Here is a 19,091-nt window from a genome sequence, read left to right on the forward strand (position 1 = left end):
ATTGAGATAATGCTTTTTCAACCGCTTGAACTTCGATGATGCCGTCTTTTATTGCTCCGCATTAGTCCCTTTGGCTTTGCTGCTATCTATTAGTTTATTTTGACCTGAATTTAGCACCACATTTATGGCAGAGTTTAGGTCTGATTTCTACGCCTTCACTACCTGATGCAAATGGAATAGAGTTACATTTTGGACACCTGTAATACAACCAAATACCAACGTTAAATATGAGCACTCCGATTAATGCACCATAAAAAGGATTTAGAAACTTAATATCAAAATATTGAAGAATAAAGCCACTTGAAAAGCATACAACAGTTAATAGTAATATGAGATAAAACCGTTTTTTTACTGGTTTAAATTGCTTCGATACATCATCCATAATTGAGTGTTGCTCCAGTTAAATTAACGCTGCAGTTGGCGGTAAAATGAGAGTGGCTAAATCGCGAGGAACAAGCGAAGCAAGTTACCACGCTACTTTATTACTTTATTACTTTGTTTTATTGTATCAACAGCACCGATAAAGTTTTGTGCTATTCATATTCGCTGAATACTTGGTGTACCCTAGCTGGTGTTATTTTATTAAAGTCATCTTGGTAGTAGTCCTTCGCATACTCAATAAAATATTCTGGAGTTATAGTGATTGCAGGGAGCAGCCAACTAGCTCCGTTATCTTCATTGTTTTGGAAATTAACAGTTCCTTGTTGCCATGACCCTGAGTTGGAAGTACGCCAAAAACAAAAGGTCACATGAGCTATTTCGAAGAAATCGTTATCTAAAACGCCGAGCAGTTCTTCAGGAGCCCCTTCATACATCCCTGGCCAAATTCTAAACTCTTCTTGAGCATGAGGACTAACTTCTGATTCATGATCGAAGCCTTTAATTAAAATAGCATCACCTTTTATGACAATGACGATTTCATCACCACCACCATTTTCATATGAAGCAACGTCTATCCCTGGCGCCCAATTAGCTTTGTAAGAAAAGCACCTTAGGTATTCGTCTTCACAAAGCTCTATATCCAAAGCTGCACTAGCTTTTAGAGCAGAGACTAGTTTTTTATTGGGTAGATTATCTAATATCATTTAAGCTCTCTTTGTGTGGGAGTAGACAATTTTATCTCTGATGTTTTTCTTTGTATTACAATACATTGATCATAAATTAAGAAAGTACATATATGCAATTAGGTCATCAAGTCTCTGCTTTTTATAGGCAAACCGGCGGCTCACCCTCCGGCAATTTTGACTTTGAATTTAAGTGCTTCGAGGATGGCTTTGAGTTTTTCGCGGTCGTCGCCTTGTACTTCAATGATGCCGTCTTTTACCGCGCCGCCTTGGCCCATTTTACTTTTAATGGTTTTGGCGAGTTTTTTTAAATCGTGTTGCTCGCTGTCAATACCAGTTACCAACATAACACCTTTACCTTTACGGCCTTTGGTTTGGCGTTCGATGCGCAGGGCGCCGTCTTTAAATACTTTACTAGCCACTTCTGTGCTTGGTTTTGGTTGGCTGATACGGCCTGTTTCGGTTGAATAAACGAGATTACTATCACTCATGCTTAACCTGCATTTAAAAAGTTAAATAAACAATGGCCTAGATAATATCAAATCTAAAACAAATTTGTGCATAGGGTGTTTTATTTTTGGTGATTTATCATTAACAAGTTATATTTAATACTAATTAAGAATGGATAATCTGAGCAGGAGTTAACTAATGGGTCTAAGTAAGAGTGCATCAGCAGATGGTGCTACACTGACTATTCAAATTAAAGGGAAGTTCGACTTTAATTTAGTGCAGTCATTTCGACAGTCGTATTCCGATATCAATGAAAAAACCGCTAAGGTCGTAATTGACTTGCGAGAAACAGATTACATGGATAGCTCCGCACTTGGTATGTTACTGAATATGAAAAAGACCTTGGGTACCTCAGTTGATGCAATTCAAATCAGTAATTGTCAGCCGCAACTGAAAAAAATCCTGCAAATATCACGTTTTGATAAAAAGTTTGATATTGATTAATGCATATTCTCGTTGTTGATGATCAGCCACTTAATTGTACGCTTTTGAAAGTAATGCTGGTGCAACAAAATTACGAGGTATCGACTGCCGCTAACGGTGTTGAAGCATTAGCAATATTAGCACAGCAAAGCATTGATATTGTGCTACTCGATGTAATAATGCCAGTAATGGATGGCTATGAAACAGCGACAAAAATTAAGCTGTTATACAACGATGTTCACCTACCAATTATTTTTATAACCTCTTTGGAAGATCAAAACAGTTTTGAACGTTGTTTAGAGGTCGGTGGTGATGACTTTATTCATAAACCGTTTGATAAAGTAATTTTAACCGCGAAAATAAAAGCTCATAGCCGCACCCGTAAGCTGAGCTTAAAGACCCACGAACAAAATAAGTTATTAGAATATCATTACAATCAAACCGAGCGCGAGCACGAAATAGTTGAGCATATTTTTAATAATGCCTTAGAAAACCAACATAAGTTTACCAACAACATTGATTTTCATCTTTCACCGGCTTCTATGTTTAATGGTGATATGTGTTTGGTTGGGCAAAGTCCAATTGGTAGTTTGTATTGTATGCTGGGGGATTTTACTGGCCATGGTTTAGCAGCTGCGGTGGGGGCATTACCGGCATCGAAAGTGTTTTACACTATGGTTAATAAAGGCATGGCGGTCAGTGATATTGCCGCAGAAGTTAATGCCGTATTAGTACAATTATTGCCCGGTCATATGTTTTGTGCCGCGACAATTATTGAGTTAAGTAGCTCCGGGAAAAGTGTTTCAGCTTGGCTTGGTGGCTTGCCTGACGCTTATTTAATTGATCAACAAGGAAGCGTATTAAAAACCTTAGAGTCACAGCACATGGCTTTAGGGATTTTAGAAGGCGACGAATTTGAACGTGAATTAATTCATTTTGAAGTTGATAGCAGTATGCGTTTGGCGCTGGCCACCGACGGTATTATAGAAACCACCAATGCAGACGGTGAATTTTTTGCAGAGCAACGCTTTATAAAGGCACTTGCAAGCAAGCCTAAAGTGACTAGTCAAGATGTGATCGGGCAAGTGACCAAGTTTGCTCATGGTAGCAAACAACAGGATGACCTTAGTTTAGTGCTTTTTAATTGCATGGCGGTTCCTGCTGCGGCTGAAGAGCAAGCCGCTTACTCTCGGTTACCCTTTAATTTTTCTTTAACGCTTAATTCACAGCAAATAAAACAAACCGACCCGGTGCTTGAAATCGTTGAAGTGCTCACTCAAGTTGGCGGGCTAAAAGAGCACCGCTCTGATATTTTTTTACTGCTCTCTGAGGCATATAACAATGCACTTGATCACGGTGTATTAGGACTCGATTCAGCGATTAAAAATAAAGAGGATGGTTTTATTGAGTATTATCAACTTCGAGAAGCAACATTAGCTAAGCTCGTTGATGCATTGATCATTGTGGATATACGTTATTGCCCTGATACATTGAGCCTGTATTTTATAATTTGCGATTCTGGCAATGGTTTTGCAAGCACCGACAGTAATGCTAACAGTAATAATCGCGAGCACGGTCGTGGGTTATCGATATTAGAAGAAATAGCAGAGCAGGTGACTTATAACTCATCGGGTAATCAAATTGAAATGTGTTATCGATTGGTGCAACAACAAAGCTAGTCGTGATTGTTTAGCCATGCTATGATTCATTTTTTTAGATGTTTGGATGGCTAAATGGTTTCTTCTTATTTATCTCTTGCGCAGTTAGATGTGCCTGCTCAGTTAGTCTCTGCTGAGCTTACTAAGCTCGAAAGCTATTTATCAAATCAGTCGCTTCCTGCGGTACGCTGGCAATATCAAATACCAGAATTGGGTGAAGGCGGGGCGTGCAGTTTATTTGGTTACTTACAAGATGAGCCGTTTAAACTCACTGATTTTTTACCGCAAGATCAGCACACCACGCAAAAGCTTGCTCAATTACAACTGATTGTTGATTACGTTGTAGCGCAAACTAAGGTTGATTGGTACGGCATTTACCAAAGTACAGCAACACCTGAGGGTCAGCAATTACTTAAACTGACTTACTTTGGCGCGCCAAGTCGACCGCTTTTTCCGCTTACCGAAGCATTTGCTGCTGGTAGTAATAATGTGCAGGTGGCACTGAGTAGTAAAGGGCGAGTGATCAACAACGTTGAGCAGTATTTGGCTGCGGGTGGTGAATATTATACTTGCGACCCTAAAGTAAAATCAGAAGCCTGTTTACCGCTTTTTGACAGTGCAAATCGCTGCGTTGGTATTGTTGATGGCGAAGCCTTTAATAACGATTTTTTCAACCAGCAAACATTAGCGCTATTAATTGCGTGCTGTATTAAAATTCCTCACTTTTTAGTGTAAATAACACTAGTCAATCTAGTGAGCTTTTATGTTAAGCTAAGTGCAACAGCTAACCCCTAAATAATGAAAGAGATAGTCAATGTTCTCAGTATTAAAACCATTACCCACTGATCCTATTCTTGGCCTTATGGCGGCCTATAAGCAAGATACTAACCCAAATAAGATTGACTTAGGGGTTGGTGTTTATAAAGACGAATTCGGTAATACGCCGGTATTAAAAGCAGTTAAAAAAGCTGAAGCGTTTCGTCTTGAAAACGAAACTAGCAAATCATACATTGGTTTGGCGGGTAACTTAGATTACTGCCAAAAAATGGAAAACCTATTATTAGGTGAGCACCAAGCGTTATTAGCTAATCGTGTTCGTACAGCACAAGCACCAGGCGGTACAGGTGCACTGCGAGTTGCAGCTGAATTTATAGTTCGCTGTAATCCAGGTGCGACAGTATGGGTTACTAATCCTACTTGGGCAAACCACATTAGCTTGTTTGAAGCCGCTGGCCTAACAGTTAAAGAATACCCGTACTACGATTATGAAAACAAAGATTTATTATTTGATGAAATGATCGAAACCCTTACCCAAGTGCCAAAAGGTGATGTGGTATTACTGCACGCATGTTGTCATAACCCAAGTGGTATGGACTTAAACGAAGCACAGTGGAACACGGTTGCTGAACTGGCAAAAGATGTTGGCTTTACACCGCTGGTTGATATTGCATATCAAGGTTTTGGTTCTAGCCTTGAAGAAGATGCAAACGGTTTACGTATTTTAGCCAATGCAGTTGATGAGTTAATCATTTGTTCTTCATGTTCGAAAAACTTTGGTTTATACCGCGAGCGTATTGGTGCATGTTCAATTATTGCTAAAGACAGTGCAACAGCAGACATTTCAAACTCTGTTATGTTAAGTGTGGTACGTAGCATTTATTCAATGCCACCTGCGCACGGTGCAGATATTGTAAATACTATTTTAAGCAGTACAGAACTGACACAACAATGGCACAGTGAACTTGATGAAATGCGTAACCGTATCAATGGCCTACGTACTTTGATCAAAGACAGTCTAGCGGCAAAAGAGATTGCTCAAGACTTCTCATTTATTGACCGTCAACACGGTATGTTTTCTTTCTTAGGTATTAATAAAGAACAAATTGAGCGCCTGCAAAAAGAATACGGTATCTACATTGTTGGTTCAAGCCGCGTTAACGTAGCGGGTATCAGTCAAGCTAATATCGATTACTTTGCAAATGCTGTTGCAGATGTTTGTAAATAATCTTATTTAAATAGCGTTTATTGAAATAAAAAACCGCACTAACTTATTGTTGTGCGGTTTTATTTTTTAACCTAGAACCTAGAACCTAGAACCTAGAACCTAGAACCTAGAACCTAGAACCTAGAACTACGCGTCAATTAAATCTTCAACACCAACAATCAACCAAGGCGCATCATCGCTGGTGGCACGCTCTAAGTGCCAAATTTCTAAAATAGGCTGTTCTTTATTATCGCCTAAGTCACGGTACTTTCCTTTAAAACGAACACTTACTTGCCATTTTTGTGCGTCGGTATCGGCACGTACAAGTTCTGCATCAATAAACATCACGTCAGTTGCAACGCAGTCAATCGCTTCACGTTCCGCTTTAAATTCAGCGACTAGTTCAGGGCTTAAGTATTCAGCCATCGTTGCATAGTCAGCATTATTCCATGCTGTTTGCAAAGTATGATAATGGCTACGCGCACCTTGTAAAAAGCCGTTAGTATCAAAGTTAGCGGGTAAATTAAACGGTACGTCATTGGTTTGACTAAATCCACTTGTAGTGGTGTGCTCAGGCGCAGTTTGTTTCATTTGCGGTGCAGTAAATGCTCCTTGGCCATGCGCCATTACAGGGGCGTTTTTACGACGCATTATACCGATGACAAGTTTAAAGATAATAAAGGCAATACCTGCCATTAAAATTATCTCAAGTAGTTGCATCCCTTCAAAGTCATCGCCCATCATTGCGGCGATTAATCCACCGGCTAATAAGCCGCCAAAAATACCTGCCATCATGCCTTTTTTGCTTGATTTTGGTTTTGCAGCAGGGGCGAGGGTATTGGTATCTGTTTGTTGTTTTTGTGCGGTTTGTTGTGTTTCTGGTGTTTGGCCACGTTTTTTACTACCAAACTTTTTACGTGCTTGTGCATCAAAACTTGCAGTACATAGTAGAGCAAGCAATGAAAATATAACAATCAGGTTTTTCATGAAGTTCCTTAAAACAAATTAGAACGGCGATTCTAAAGTAGTTCAGGAATTAGATAAATAGCGACAAACTGAATTAGTTCTAAAATGCTCAGTAGCTTGGTCAATAGACTAATTTAAAAGCAATTATTGGTTCAAGCAGGAAGAATATAACGATTGTTTCGCGAAGGTATAAATTGCATTGCCGCCATAATAACGGCAATGCAAAAGGAAGGTTAATTTAACCAGCGGATCGCACCATTAATACGATCATTGTAATTTTCTAATGGCGCACCAAGACTTGCTACTAAAATAGTATCTGCATTAGTACCACGGTTAATATGGCCTTCAAAACGATCGTCTTGAAAATCATCGTCGCCGATGCCGAACGATTGCTGTTTTGATGGCACTATAAATACCGTCATCGGGCCATAGTCTGATTCAAAAACCAGGTGTAATCCCTTTTGTCCCTTAAAGTCACAAAACATTAAGTAAGTCACTTTACCTGGCAATTCATCTAAATGGCCGCCTAGCACAGCAAATTTTTCATTTACCGTTGCTAAGCTGATTGCTTCGGTCTTTTGCAGCGAATTAATTTCATAGTAAACATGAGCAAGCGCATGTTCGCCAGCTGCGTACGCGACATTTTGTTCGCTGCTAAATAAAAATGCCCCCACAGCCACCAATACTGAGGCTGCCATGGCAAGTGGTAAACGAGCACGTTTAAAACGTGTACTTGCCTCAACTAGATTATCTGTTCGTTGCGGCGGTGTTTGCGCGCTGGTATCAGCTGGTGCTTGGTTGAGTTGCTCAGTTGTGAGCGACTCGTTTTGTGCATGCGCTGCGGTGTTTGCCAAAATACGCTCGGCAAGACCTGCTGGCACCGGTACGTCAAGTGCATTGGCAAGCTCTAAATCAAAGGCCTGCATATCATTAATAAATTCTTGTCGCTCAGAGTGTTGCTCTGCAAACTCCACAAGCTCCTTATCTGTGCTGTTTGGCTGTGCGCTAATTCGGCGACGAAACTCGAGATCATCCATTAATTTGATGCCCCTTTAAGTTGTTCATCATCACGGCTCAATGCCTCTTTTAACTGGTTTCTGGCGCGGTATAAACGCGTCATAACCGTGTTTTTGTTTAAATCTAATATTTCTGCTATCTCTTCACCGGAGCAGCCCATAACGACTTGTAATAATAATGGCTCGCGGTATTCATCAGGTAACTTAGCGATGTGACGTTGGATCACTGTTTGTTCCATTTCGTCATCCAAGGTGACGCTTTTTTCGTCAACTAAGGTGTCGTTTTCAACATCGCTATAATCAAATTGTTTGCGTTCAAAACGACGGGCATTTTCCCGGCGTAAAATCGTCAATAGCCATGGCTTAGCTGCTTTTTGATCTAATAATGAATCCAGAGATCGCCAAGCACGTAAAAATGTTTCTTGGACAAGATCTTCGGCAATATTAGGGTCGCGGCAGAGCCAATAAGCAAAGCGATATAATTCGCTATGATAAACATGAACAAGTTTTTCATAGCGTGTTTTTTTCTCTGCCATATCAACTAAGACCTGACTTTTAGAGTTTTCATTTCCAAGCATAAGCACTTTTTTATTTATTTTAAGTTATTTACTATTTGAGCGCGGGGATTGCTCCCCGTCACTTAAACTCTATTTATAAAGTCCTTTTAATACAGCTTGTTGTGATTTTTTTTGTACTTTACGTTGCTCTTCTAACATGCCGACAATCGCAATTAAATCAACATCTGTATCATTAGGACTATAGAGTGCAGCCCGTAGTTTAGCAATATGTTGACTAAGCTGTGCATTATCAGCTAGTTGTTCAAGCTTGTCTATTGCACCGCTCGATTGTTTTGTTAAGTGCATTGCGTAACGATTTAGCGCCTGATAAAAGGCACTTACATCATTGCTTTTAGCGTGTTTCTTTAATTCATCTAATGAAATTGATGAATCACTATGGGTTACTGTCGGCTTTGCTTGCATCAAGCTGCGCTGAGATTGACTGCGCCACCATAAAATCAAGGTAATAAACCATAATAAATAACCAATCACACTGATAATAATTAACCATAGCGGATACTGATTTATCGGCGTTGCTTGATAACTTATTGCTGCAGCATCTGTTGTTGCGCTTTGTGATGGCGTAAGTGGCTGCGCAGCAACGGCTGCTGGAGTGCTTGTGCTACTAGGTGTTACTGTAATAGTACGAGCTGGTAGTGTTGCATAACTGATCCGGTTAATCTTGGTGTTATACCAAGGCACGCTTACCTCTGGCAGTGTATAAGTGCCTGGCATCTGCGGTAACAATGCGTACGAGGCTGTTTGTTGTGATATTACCCGACCATCGCGAACCAAATGATTATTTTCTTTTTCATCTGGGTAACTGCGAATACCTTTGATTTCAGGTAATTCAATATCAGGTAGTTGCTCTTTGGTGATACCAAGTGCAGTTAAGGTCAGCGTTCGCGTAATAGGTGTACCCACTTCTACTGTGTCGTCAGCGGGTTGCCATTGCTCATCTAAATTAACTAATTCACTAGGCAGCCATGCACCTTGGTAGTCACTTGGTATCGGTTTAATTTCAATATCGACATTATCACCCAGTGCAGATACATCTAATTGGCGATAGTCTTGGCGAATTCGACCTTGAAAAGTTGGTGCTTGAATCGTGTAACTACCACTTTTTTGGGGCTGTACTAAATACTCGCGAGTGATCACTAAGTAACGCTTACCATCAACAAGTTCATAGTTTTCAGTCTGCTTGCCGATTTGACTTAGCTGCGCATCGGGCATCGCGGGGGCACTTAAATTACCATCAAGTAACTCTTTGGCAAGATATAGCTTAACCGTGTAAAGCCCTGCCTCTTGAACAAATAGGCTGTCACTTGAAAGCGATGCTTTAATAAAAATATCGTTGTTTTGCTGCGCATCTTTACTGCGTTCAGCCACTTTTAATGCAATGGGCGCAGAGCTGACACCAGCTACACTAAATGCTGGGATTGTATAATCACCGGCAGTGCGGGTCATAAGTTTAATAGACCAGGTGGTTTCTTTTGAAATACTACCATTAATGATGTTTGTGCGGGTGCTGACACTGGTGCGGCCAACCACGAAGTCTTTTAACAGGACAGAGGTATCAGGTTGATCATTTTTTATGGTGTCATCTGCACTGATATTGAGCATAAAAAATTCACCCGCTAGTACCGGGTTTTTATCAACACTGGCTTGTAATTGCGTAACGGCCCACGAGGGCATAGCGCTGATAAGCAATAAACAACAGATTAATCGCATTACCATGATTTTTCGACTCCTTGTGGACGGCGTTGATTGTTTCGTTTTTGGGCTTCTAATTGCATTTTGTTACGTAACAGGATTGCGGGATCATCGGGTACTTTTCGCAATAACTGACTAAGCTGCTGCGCTTTCTCTTTTTCTTCGTTGGTAAGCTCTGCGGTTTGTGCTTGCACAGCTTGCTGCTTTGCCGCTTCTTCAGCTTGTTGCTGTTGCTCATCAGTTTTATCACCTTGCTGAGGTTCAGCCTCCATTTGTGGATCGTTTTGCTTATCAGTTTGTTGATCAGATGGATTGCCATCTTGCTGTTTATCATCAGTCTGCTGTTCATCACTTTGCTCAGATTCATCGCTTTGTTGAGATTGCTGATCCTGATTTGGCTGCTCACCTTGCTGTGACTTATCTTTATTTTGCTGATCTTGACCTTGTTCACCATCTTGGCTTTTTTGGTCTTGGTCTTGGTCTTGATCTTGATCTTGTTCGCCGTCTTGGCCTTGTTGATTTTGCTGCTGTTGATTTTTCAATTGCTCAACAAGTGCCTGATTTTCTTTTGCTTGGGTAAAGTCGTCTTGCAAAGTTTGTGCTTGCTGATAGGCGGCAATTGCTTCGTCTAGCTTGCCTGCCTTTGCTAGAGCATTACCGTAATTATATAAACCAGTGGCGCTTTTATCTTGGCTAAATTGTGCCAAAGCAGCATCAAAATTACCTTGCTGGTAAAGCGCAGCGCCTTTTAATTGACTAGAATCTGCTGTGGCAGCTTGCTCATATTCACCCTGTTGATAAGCGTCCAGCGCACGTTGATCTTGATTTTTAAATACTGAAGGCAGCTCTACTGCATAAGCATTGTGTTGCGGTAAAAAGCTCACCACTAAAAATGCAGCTGCAAAAGCTCCTCGGCGAAAAATCCACAGCATCATTGGCAGTAAAATAAACAAGCCATAAATCCCCGCATCAATACGCCAGAGCGCTTGACTTTGTTTTTCATTTTTCAGTATTTCACTATTTGCACTGGGAGCAAAAATTTGAATATCGCGGGCACTCGGTTGATAAGTCGCAAATTTACCGCCACTGTTTCTTGCTAGACCATTAAGCATACTGATGTTGATGGTGGGCACCACAATTTGCCCGTAACTATCTTTTAAAAACCCACCTTCAGGAAGTTTAATTGGCGCGCCTTGCTCTGTTCCGATACCGTAAATGTTTAATCGATAAGGGTTAGCGTCTGTAAATTGGCTGATATCTTGTTGCTCACTTTGTTCAATACCATCTGTTACTAAGATAATATCGCCTTCAAGGTATCCGGCTTGTGTTAATAACTCTTTTGCAGCATCAAGCCCAGCAAGTACGTTGGAGCCTTTATCAGGCATGATATCTGGGCTTAAACTTGGGATCAGGTTTTCAAGCGTCGCGGCATCATTGGTTAGCGGCGAAATGGTATAAGCAGTGCCTGCATAGGCCACTAACGCAGTGTCACCTTCTTTAAATAGTTTGATCATATCCAGCGCTTTGAAGCGCGCTTGCACTAAACGACTGGGCGCAATATCCGTGCTGTACATCGATAGCGACATATCCATCACAATTACACGGGCATTTTTGCTTTGAAATACCGGCACTTGTTTTTCTTCAAAACTGGGCCCTGCGCTAAAAATAACGGCTAACACTGCAAAGAGGGCAATTAGCCACATGGGTTGCGTGTTTTTTTGGTTGTTGGTGTTGATCACAAATTTTGCTAAGTGAGCTGCTATTAATTCACCTTGGCTGGTTTTCTTGTGCTTTATCATTGCAATAGTAAACACTAAACACACAGGAACTAATAACCACAATACGGTCGGGCGGATAAATTCAAAGTCCATTAGGCCTCCTGTCTTAATGCTTTTGCACTGATAAACATAACGCGCAGACCAATCAAGGTCAGTGCAATTAATAAAGGGAAGTAAAATAACGCACTTTGTGGGCGAAAGGTTTGCTCATCAGCGCTGATCGGCTCAAGTTTATCAAGTTCTTGATAAATTTGTTGTAAGCCGGCAACGTCTTTTGCGCGAAAATAAAGGCCGCCAGTTTGTTCGGCAATACGTTTTAGCAGGGTTTCATCTAAACTACCTCCGCTCATGCCACCCATATTAAATAAGCTAAAGCCACGCGGATTATCAGAGCCTACGCCGATGGTATACACTTTAATGCCTTCTTCGCGGGCAAGCAGTAGGGCTTCTTCTGGATCTAAGTTACCGGCGGTGTTTTGACCATCTGTTAATAACACTACAATGCGATTGCTTTCATCTTTACTGGCAAAACGTTTTACTGATAAGCCCAGTGCATCGCCAATGGCGGTGGCACGGCCAACCAAGCCTATTTGCGCTTCTGATAGCATTTGGCTTACGGTTTTAACGTCTCGCGTTAGTGGTGTTTGTAAAAATGCCGTATCACCAAATAAAATCAGCCCTAAACGATCGCCTTGACGTTGCTCAATAAAGTCACTTAATACCGCTTTTACCATAGTTAAACGGTCAACATATTGGCCCTGATAAGCCATATCTTGCTCGGTCATTGATCCTGACAAATCCACAGCTAGCATGATATCGCGGCCTTCGTTAGGTAAGGTAATTGGCTCATCAAGCCAGGTTGGGTTAGCTAAAGCGGTGACTAAAAGCAACCAAACCAACCATTCAAATATACTAATACCACGCGCCTGTTGCTGGACAACTTGCGCGCCTAAATTGTGTTTGGCGAAGCTTGGAATACGTAAGCGGGTATTGCCTTCACTGTGCACTGGCTTAAATAAGCGCAACAACCAAGGCAGCGGTAATAATACAAATAACCAAGGCCAGCTAAATTCAAACATTCAGCGGCTCCTTTAATTTAAATTGCACAATGGCGAGTTTTAATTTCTGTGCCAGCGCAGTTTGATTGCTTTGTGATTGATAAAGGCTCATCAGCTCGTGTTCAGTAAATTGTTGTCCGGTCAGCTTATTTAGAGTAATACACCATTGTTTCGTGCCTTGTGATGCAGCACTTTGCTGATAATAGTGTAAAACCAGGCGTTTAATTAAAATATGTAGTTGCTGGGCATCTTCTGCGTGTTGTTCACTGAGGGAAATAGCTTGGCGTTTGGCTTTTTTAAACTGCCGTGCCCGGTACAACTGGTAACTTATAAAGCTTACAGTTACGAGTAACACGACAATGATGAGCCACCAAATAGGTGCTAAAGGCCACCAAGAAACATGGCTTGGCACAATCACATCATGGAGGCCAGCTAATGGAGAGGTTTGCATATTACTTTCTCACTAATTGCAGCTCAAGAGGTGTGGCTGCATTGAATGATATTAAATTAAGACCCGATTTAGTTAAGCGTTGCATTCGTGTGGTAAATGCTTGCTCAGCAGTTTTAGCAAATTTATCACGAAAACTTTTATCCATCAGCGGTAACGCAAAGTCACTGCCGTTGGCGCTCACCGTGACTGTTTGTTTAAACGCCGGTAGCTGATGCTCAAATGGGTCGCTAATATGGCAGCCGATCAGTTCACAATGTCGACTCAGTATTTCGAGTTGTTTAAAACTGGCATCATCAAGGGCGCTAAAATCAGACACTAAATAGACTAAGCTGCCCGGCTTGGCTAAATGATTCAAACGTTTTAGGTTATCACTGAGTTTATTGTCTGCGGGCTCATCAATCTGCGCGAGTGCTTGCTGGTGGTTATTACACAAATTGTGGCATAGTTTTAACACGGCTTTTTCGCGGGCGCTGGGCTTGAGCTCTAAATGACCGTGTTGATTAAACACTATGCCACCGATGCGATCGCCGCGTTGGCACGCTGACCACGCAACCAAGGCACTGATATGCGCCGCTTGCACAGATTTAAGTAATAGCTTTGAGCCAAACAGCATTGAATTAGAAAAGTCTGTAAACACAAACACTGGCCGTTCTTTTTCCTCTTGAAACAACTTAGTGTGTGTTTCGCCAGTACGTGCTGTAACGCGCCAATCAATTGAGCGAATATCATCGCCTTGTTGATAATGACGTACTTCAGCAAACTCCATACCACGGCCTTTATGAGGCGCGAGATATTGGCCGGTCAGGCTATTTCTAATTTTAACTTTTGGCGCAAGCTCTAATAAGCGAGCTTTCGCTTTATAATACATCAGCTCTTTCAAGCCTAAGTCGACCCCATGGCTATGACTTAGGCTGAGCCACTGTTGGTTATCTAATTGGCTTTGCATGGTTTATGGCACGGCAACAAGTTCTAAAATACGGCTAATGACTTGATCTTTAGTAATACCATCGGCTTGTGCTTCATAGCTTAAAATAATGCGATGGCGCAGAACATTATGTAACACAGCTTGAATATCATCTGGAGCAACAAAGTCACGACCTTGTAACCATGCATGAGCACGGGCACATTTATCTAAGGCGATGGTGGCACGCGGACTTGCGCCATATTCAATCCAGCTGCCTAATTGGGCGTCTAGTTTTGCGCCTTCACGCGTTGCAATAATAAGTTGCACTAAATATTGCTCAAGTGGCTCGGCTAAATACAGCCCTAAAATTGCTTTGCGAGAGGCAAATAAATCGCTTTGACTAATTTGTTGTGCTGGTGCTTGATGCTCGCTCAACGCTTCGCCACGGGTAAGGCGTAAAATATCAAGCTCATGCTCGGCGCCTGGATAATCAATACTTAGGTGGAGTAAGAAACGGTCTAATTGCGCCTCTGGTAGCGGGTAAGTACCTTCTTGCTCCAGTGGATTTTGGGTTGCCATCACCATAAATAAATCCGACAGCGGATAAGTGTTTTTACCAACCGTGACTTGGCGCTCAGCCATGGCTTCTAATAAGGCTGATTGCACTTTAGCTGGGGCACGGTTAATTTCGTCGGCTAAAATAAGGTTATGAAAGAGTGGGCCTTTTTCAAAAACGAATTCGCTGGTCTGTTGGCGATAAATATCAGTACCGGTTACGTCAGCAGGTAATAGATCTGGGGTAAACTGTACGCGTTGGAATGAGCCTTCAACGCCTTTGGCTAATGCATTTACTGCGCGAGTTTTAGCAAGCCCTGGAGGGCCTTCTACTAATAAGTGACCATCGGCTAAAATAGCAATAAGTAGTGCTTGCGTTAATTCTGGCTGGCCAATAATTTGGCTATCTAAATAAGTTTTTAATTGTGAAAATACGTTAGTGGCCATAGTAAAAAAACTGTCCTGATTTGCAAGGTTTATAAAAGCTTAACTAGTAATATGGGTAAATAGTTTATAACACAAGTGTTAGACTCAAGTTTTCAAAATAGTTCGTTATTTTTTAACGATTTTTACCCTAGCATAGAAAGCGCAGTATTTTTTGTAAATATGCTAAAAAAAGCCTATGGTTGGTAACTAATTATACTATTTTCAATTTCGCTATTGGCTTTAGCACACGGGTTGTTTAGAATCGAGGAAAACAAACAGGTCAGACCTGTCAGCGGGAGAGCATTAATGTCTGAGCAAAATATACTAAAAACAGCAAAGGGCGATCGTATTGCCATCGTCAGTGGTTTACGTACGCCATTTGCTAAACAAGCAACTGCATTTCATCATGTACCAGCCCTTGATATGGGGAAGTTAGTCGTTAACGAAATGCTTGAACGTCTTAACTTTGATAAATCTGAAATTGATCAATTAGTGTTTGGTCAAGTAGTACAAATGCCAGAAGCGCCAAACATTGCCCGCGAAATTGTATTGGGTACTGGCATGCCAGTATCTGTTGATGCGTACTCCGTATCACGCGCTTGTGCCACTAGTTTTCAGGCGATTGCTAATGTGGCTGAATCAATCATGGCAGGTTCGGTGCAAGTGGGTATTGCTGGTGGTGCAGACTCGTCATCGGTATTGCCAATCGGCGTAAGTAAAAAATTAGCAGGTAGCCTTGTTGATCTTAATAAAGCACGTACCTTAGGGCAACGCTTAAAAATATTCTCTAAGCTGCGTTTAAAAGATTTATTACCAGTACCGCCTGCGGTTGCAGAATATTCAACTGGTTTATCTATGGGCCAAACTGCCGAGCAGATGGCAAAAACTCACAGTATTAGCCGTGAAGATCAAGATGCCTTAGCTCATCGTTCACATACTCTTGCTAGCCAAGCATGGGCAGATGGTAAACTTGCTGATGAAGTGATGACTGCACATTTACCGCCGTATAAAAGTTTTATCGAACAAGATAATAATATTCGCCATAATTCAACGGTTGAAGGGTACGCTAAATTAAAACCAGCGTTTGACCGTCAGCATGGCTCAGTCACTGCGGCAAACTCAACACCGCTAACTGATGGTGCAGCAGCGGTATTAATGATGAGCGAAAGTAAAGCCAAAGCATTAGGCTATAACATTTTAGGTTATGTACGTAGCTTTGCATTCTCTGCCATTGGTGTGAATGAAGACATGCTAATGGGGCCGGCTCATTCAACGCCTGTTGCCTTAGCGAGAGCTGGCATAACGCTTGCCGATCTTGATTTAATTGAAATGCACGAAGCCTTTGCAGCACAAACGTTAGCGAACATGAAAATGTTTGCCTCAGATAAGTTTGCGCAAGAAAAACTCGGTCGCAGCAAAGCGATTGGTGAAATTAACATGGATAAGTTTAACGTTTTAGGCGGTTCGCTTGCATATGGTCATCCATTTGCAGCCACCGGCGCACGACTTATCACCCAAAGTTTACATGAACTCAACCGCCGTGGCGGTGGCTTAGCACTAACAACTGCGTGTGCCGCAGGTGGCTTAGGTGCAGCCTTTGTATTGGAGAGTGCGTAATGACACAGTCAGTATTTAATTTAGACGTTGATGATAGCGGTATTGCCGTTGTCACCATTGATGTGCCGGGCGAAAAAATGAATACCCTGCGCGACACTTTTGCAGATGATTTAACAGCCTTGCTTGATGACGCAAAACAGCAGTCAGTGAAGGGCATGGTATTCATTAGTGGTAAAAGCGATAACTTTATTGCTGGTGCTGATGTAAAAATGCTTGATAACGTGCAAAGCCGTGATGATGCACTGGCGATCAGCGAATTATGCCACCGTGCATTTTTTGATATGAAAAAACTGCCATTTCCAACTGTTAGTGCCATTCATGGTGCGGCATTGGGTGGTGGTTTAGAATTTGCCTTGGCGTGCGATTATCGCGTATGTACAGACAGTGATATCACTAAACTAGGCTTACCTGAAGTACAACTTGGTTTATTACCCGGTGGTGGTGGAACGCAACGCTTGCCTAAACTGGTTGGTTTGCAAAAAGCCCTTGAGTGGACGTTAACAGGTAAACAAATTCGCGCGAAACAAGCTAAAAAATCGGGTTTGGTAGATGATTGTGTACCACAGACCGTATTGCTAAAAGTAGCAAAAGAATTTGCTTCAAAAGGTAAAGCGAAAGCGGCCAAGCCTAAGCTTGATCGTATTAGCCAATTATTAGAATCGAATCCGTTTGGCCGAAACTTCATCTTTAAAAAAGCACAAGAAAATGTACTGAAAAAAACCGGTGGTCATTATCCTGCGCCGTTGGCTATTATCAAAGCAATACGCGCAAGTGTTGAGCTGGATGAACTAAAAGCTTATAAAACAGAAGCGGAAGGTTTTGCTACTTTAGTAATGAGTAGCGAATCAAAGTCATTACGTGGGATATTTTTTGCCACCACTGAAATGAAAAAAGAGTGGCGCAACGACGACGCTCCAGCAATCACTAAAACAGCCGTACTAGGCGGTGGTTTAATGGGCGCAGGTATTGCCCATGTTAGTGCTGTAAAAGCCGGTGTACCAGTTCGTATCAAAGATGTTGCAGAGCAGGGCATAAGTAATGCCATGAATTACAGCTATAAAATTTTAGATAAAAAGCAAAAGCGCCGTATTTTATCTAAGGCTGAACTGCAACAAACTATGAACCGAATTACTGGTACAACTAACTACAGTGGTTTTAAACACATTGATTTAGTGATTGAAGCGGTATTTGAAGACCTAAGCCTTAAGCAAGGTATGGTGGCAGATGTAGAACGTGAATGCCAAGCAAACACAATTTTTGCTAGTAACACGTCATCATTGCCTATCTCACAAATTGCGGCAGAAGCTGCCCGTCCAGAGAATGTAATTGGCTTACATTATTTCTCACCAGTTGAGAAAATGCCATTGGTTGAAATCATTCCACACGAAGGCACCTCAGAAGAGACTATCGCCCGGATTGTAAATTTTGCCCGTAAGCAAGGTAAAACACCAATCGTTGTTAAAGATAGCGCAGGCTTTTACGTTAACCGTATTTTAGCGCCTTATGTGAATGAAGCGGCTAACTTATTACTGGCAGGTGAGCCAATTGAAAAGATTGATGCGGCACTCGTTGAGTTTGGTTTCCCTGTTGGACCATTAGCACTATTAGACGAAGTCGGCATTGATATCGGCTCTAAGATTGCGCCAATTCTTGAAAAAGAACTCGGTGATCGTTTTAAAGCACCCGATGCGTTTTCACGTTTAATTGATGCCAAACGCTTAGGCCGGAAGACTGGCCGTGGTTTTTATCTTTACGATAAGAAAGCTAAAAAAGTAGACGAATCAGTTTACGAATTACTCGGCGTGAGCCCATCACCGCGTTTAAATAAAAGCGAAATTGCTAAACGTTGTGTGGCACAAATGCTTAACGAAGCTGCCCGCTGTTTAGACGAAGGCATTATTGCCAGTCCTCGTGATGGTGATATTGGCGCAATCTTTGGTATTGGCTTCCCGCCATTTTTAGGTGGTCCATTTAGCTATATGGATAAACTTGGCGCAAACAAAGTAAGCTCAGAAATGGCTACTTTTGCTAACTTTAACCCGGTATTTGCGCCGTGTGCAGCTTTAGTTGCGATGGCTGATGCTGGTGCAAGCTTTTATCAGCCTGAGCCTGCACAGCCAAGTAAAGCAGTTGTGGTAGAACAAACCGTGGCGGCTACGCAAGACGTTACCGATGTAGAACCTGTCGAAGCGGTTGAGGCTCAAGAAGTTATTGTTCCGCCAGCGCCAGCTACTGAAGCTGAATCGGTAACCGACACGCACCCAGCCGATGCAAGCGATGATAAAGTGAAATAGTATTTAATTGCTAGTTATAAAAACGCACGGATAGTTTGAAGTGCGTTTTTTTATGCCTAGAATTTAAAAAATTTAGTTGCTGAAATCATTTTGCTTTGTTGTTATAACAGGGGCATC

17 protein-coding genes are annotated in these 19,091 nt (G+C 41.8%); 6 read left to right on the top strand and 11 right to left on the bottom strand.

The features are described 5' to 3' along the window. Nucleotides 1-533: 533 nt before the first annotated feature. Both FW757_RS15975 and FW757_RS15980 read right to left on the bottom strand, forming a co-directional pair. The gene (locus FW757_RS15975; protein ID WP_182740823.1) at nt 534-1,085 is read right to left on the bottom strand and encodes a hypothetical protein; all 552 of its coding nucleotides are present in this window, start codon (nt 1,083-1,085) and stop codon (nt 534-536) included. Between the two features lie 140 nt (nt 1,086-1,225). Next, nucleotides 1,226-1,555 carry a stress response translation initiation inhibitor YciH gene (locus FW757_RS15980; protein ID WP_145240330.1) on the bottom strand — a complete coding sequence of 110 codons (330 nt, stop codon included), beginning with the start codon at nt 1,553-1,555 and terminating at the stop codon, nt 1,226-1,228. Between the two features lie 157 nt (nt 1,556-1,712). On the opposite strand from FW757_RS15980, the gene FW757_RS15985 reads away from it, so the two are divergent. The 4 genes from FW757_RS15985 (at nt 1,713) to FW757_RS16000 (ending at nt 5,660) form a co-directional block, all read left to right on the top strand. Next, on the top strand, nt 1,713-2,018 hold the full coding sequence (locus FW757_RS15985; RefSeq protein ID WP_145240332.1) for an STAS domain-containing protein: 306 nt from the start codon (nt 1,713-1,715) through the stop codon (nt 2,016-2,018). Next, a complete protein-coding gene (locus FW757_RS15990) occupies nt 2,018-3,676 on the top strand; it encodes an ATP-binding SpoIIE family protein phosphatase (RefSeq protein WP_446441431.1) in 1,659 nt (552 codons plus the stop codon). Before FW757_RS15985 ends, FW757_RS15990 begins: the two co-directional genes overlap by 1 nt. A 54-nt stretch (nt 3,677-3,730) precedes the next feature. Then, on the top strand, nt 3,731-4,390 hold the full coding sequence (locus tag FW757_RS15995; protein WP_182740821.1) for a histidine kinase: 660 nt from the start codon (nt 3,731-3,733) through the stop codon (nt 4,388-4,390). A 79-nt stretch (nt 4,391-4,469) separates the two neighbouring features. Then, entirely contained in the window at nt 4,470-5,660 is a 1,191-nt protein-coding gene (locus tag FW757_RS16000; protein ID WP_149983417.1) for an amino acid aminotransferase, read from the top strand. A gap of 126 nt (nt 5,661-5,786) precedes the next feature. On the opposite strand, the gene FW757_RS16005 is transcribed toward FW757_RS16000, so the two are convergent. The 9 genes from FW757_RS16005 to FW757_RS16045 all read right to left on the bottom strand — a co-directional run bounded on the left by FW757_RS16005 (nt 5,787) and on the right by FW757_RS16045 (nt 15,084). Next, nucleotides 5,787-6,626 carry a Tim44 domain-containing protein gene (locus tag FW757_RS16005; RefSeq protein ID WP_182761612.1) on the bottom strand — a complete coding sequence of 280 codons (840 nt, stop codon included), beginning with the start codon at nt 6,624-6,626 and terminating at the stop codon, nt 5,787-5,789. Between the two features lie 212 nt (nt 6,627-6,838). Next, the gene (locus tag FW757_RS16010) at nt 6,839-7,642 is read right to left on the bottom strand and encodes a DUF3379 family protein (protein ID WP_182767930.1); all 804 of its coding nucleotides are present in this window, start codon (nt 7,640-7,642) and stop codon (nt 6,839-6,841) included. Further along, nucleotides 7,642-8,199, bottom strand: coding sequence for a sigma-70 family RNA polymerase sigma factor (locus FW757_RS16015; RefSeq protein ID WP_182718608.1), 558 nt, complete (start codon nt 8,197-8,199; stop codon nt 7,642-7,644). The genes FW757_RS16010 and FW757_RS16015 overlap by 1 nt, the downstream gene beginning before the upstream one ends. Before the next feature lie 69 nt (nt 8,200-8,268). Next, nucleotides 8,269-9,915 (bottom strand): BatD family protein, encoded by a 1,647-nt coding sequence (locus tag FW757_RS16020; protein WP_182740091.1) that lies wholly within the window; start codon nt 9,913-9,915, stop codon nt 8,269-8,271. After that, nucleotides 9,909-11,762, bottom strand: a complete 1,854-nt coding sequence (locus FW757_RS16025) for a VWA domain-containing protein (protein WP_446441432.1) — start codon at nt 11,760-11,762, stop codon at nt 9,909-9,911. Before FW757_RS16025 ends, FW757_RS16020 begins: the two co-directional genes overlap by 7 nt. Continuing rightward, nucleotides 11,762-12,748, bottom strand: coding sequence for a vWA domain-containing protein (locus tag FW757_RS16030; RefSeq protein ID WP_145240351.1), 987 nt, complete (start codon nt 12,746-12,748; stop codon nt 11,762-11,764). Before FW757_RS16030 ends, FW757_RS16025 begins: the two co-directional genes overlap by 1 nt. Further along, nucleotides 12,741-13,178: a DUF4381 domain-containing protein gene (locus tag FW757_RS16035; RefSeq protein WP_145240353.1), complete on the bottom strand. Its 438-nt coding sequence runs from the start codon at nt 13,176-13,178 to the stop codon at nt 12,741-12,743. Before FW757_RS16035 ends, FW757_RS16030 begins: the two co-directional genes overlap by 8 nt. A 1-nt stretch (nt 13,179) precedes the next feature. After that, entirely contained in the window at nt 13,180-14,124 is a 945-nt protein-coding gene (locus FW757_RS16040; RefSeq protein ID WP_145240355.1) for a DUF58 domain-containing protein, read from the bottom strand. 3 nt (nt 14,125-14,127) lie between these two features. Then, nucleotides 14,128-15,084: an AAA family ATPase gene (locus tag FW757_RS16045; protein ID WP_182718611.1), complete on the bottom strand. Its 957-nt coding sequence runs from the start codon at nt 15,082-15,084 to the stop codon at nt 14,128-14,130. Between the two features lie 285 nt (nt 15,085-15,369). Here FW757_RS16045 and fadI point away from each other — a divergent pair, with 285 nt between their 5' ends. Both fadI and fadJ read left to right on the top strand, forming a co-directional pair. Next, on the top strand, nt 15,370-16,680 hold the full coding sequence (gene fadI / locus FW757_RS16050) for an acetyl-CoA C-acyltransferase FadI (protein ID WP_145240359.1): 1,311 nt from the start codon (nt 15,370-15,372) through the stop codon (nt 16,678-16,680). Next, nucleotides 16,680-18,974 carry a fatty acid oxidation complex subunit alpha FadJ gene (gene fadJ / locus FW757_RS16055; RefSeq protein WP_182731357.1) on the top strand — a complete coding sequence of 765 codons (2,295 nt, stop codon included), beginning with the start codon at nt 16,680-16,682 and terminating at the stop codon, nt 18,972-18,974. Before fadI ends, fadJ begins: the two co-directional genes overlap by 1 nt. Nucleotides 18,975-19,091 lie beyond the last annotated feature (117 nt).

The sequence above is a fragment of the Pseudoalteromonas sp. 1181_04 genome, assembly GCF_052850545.1.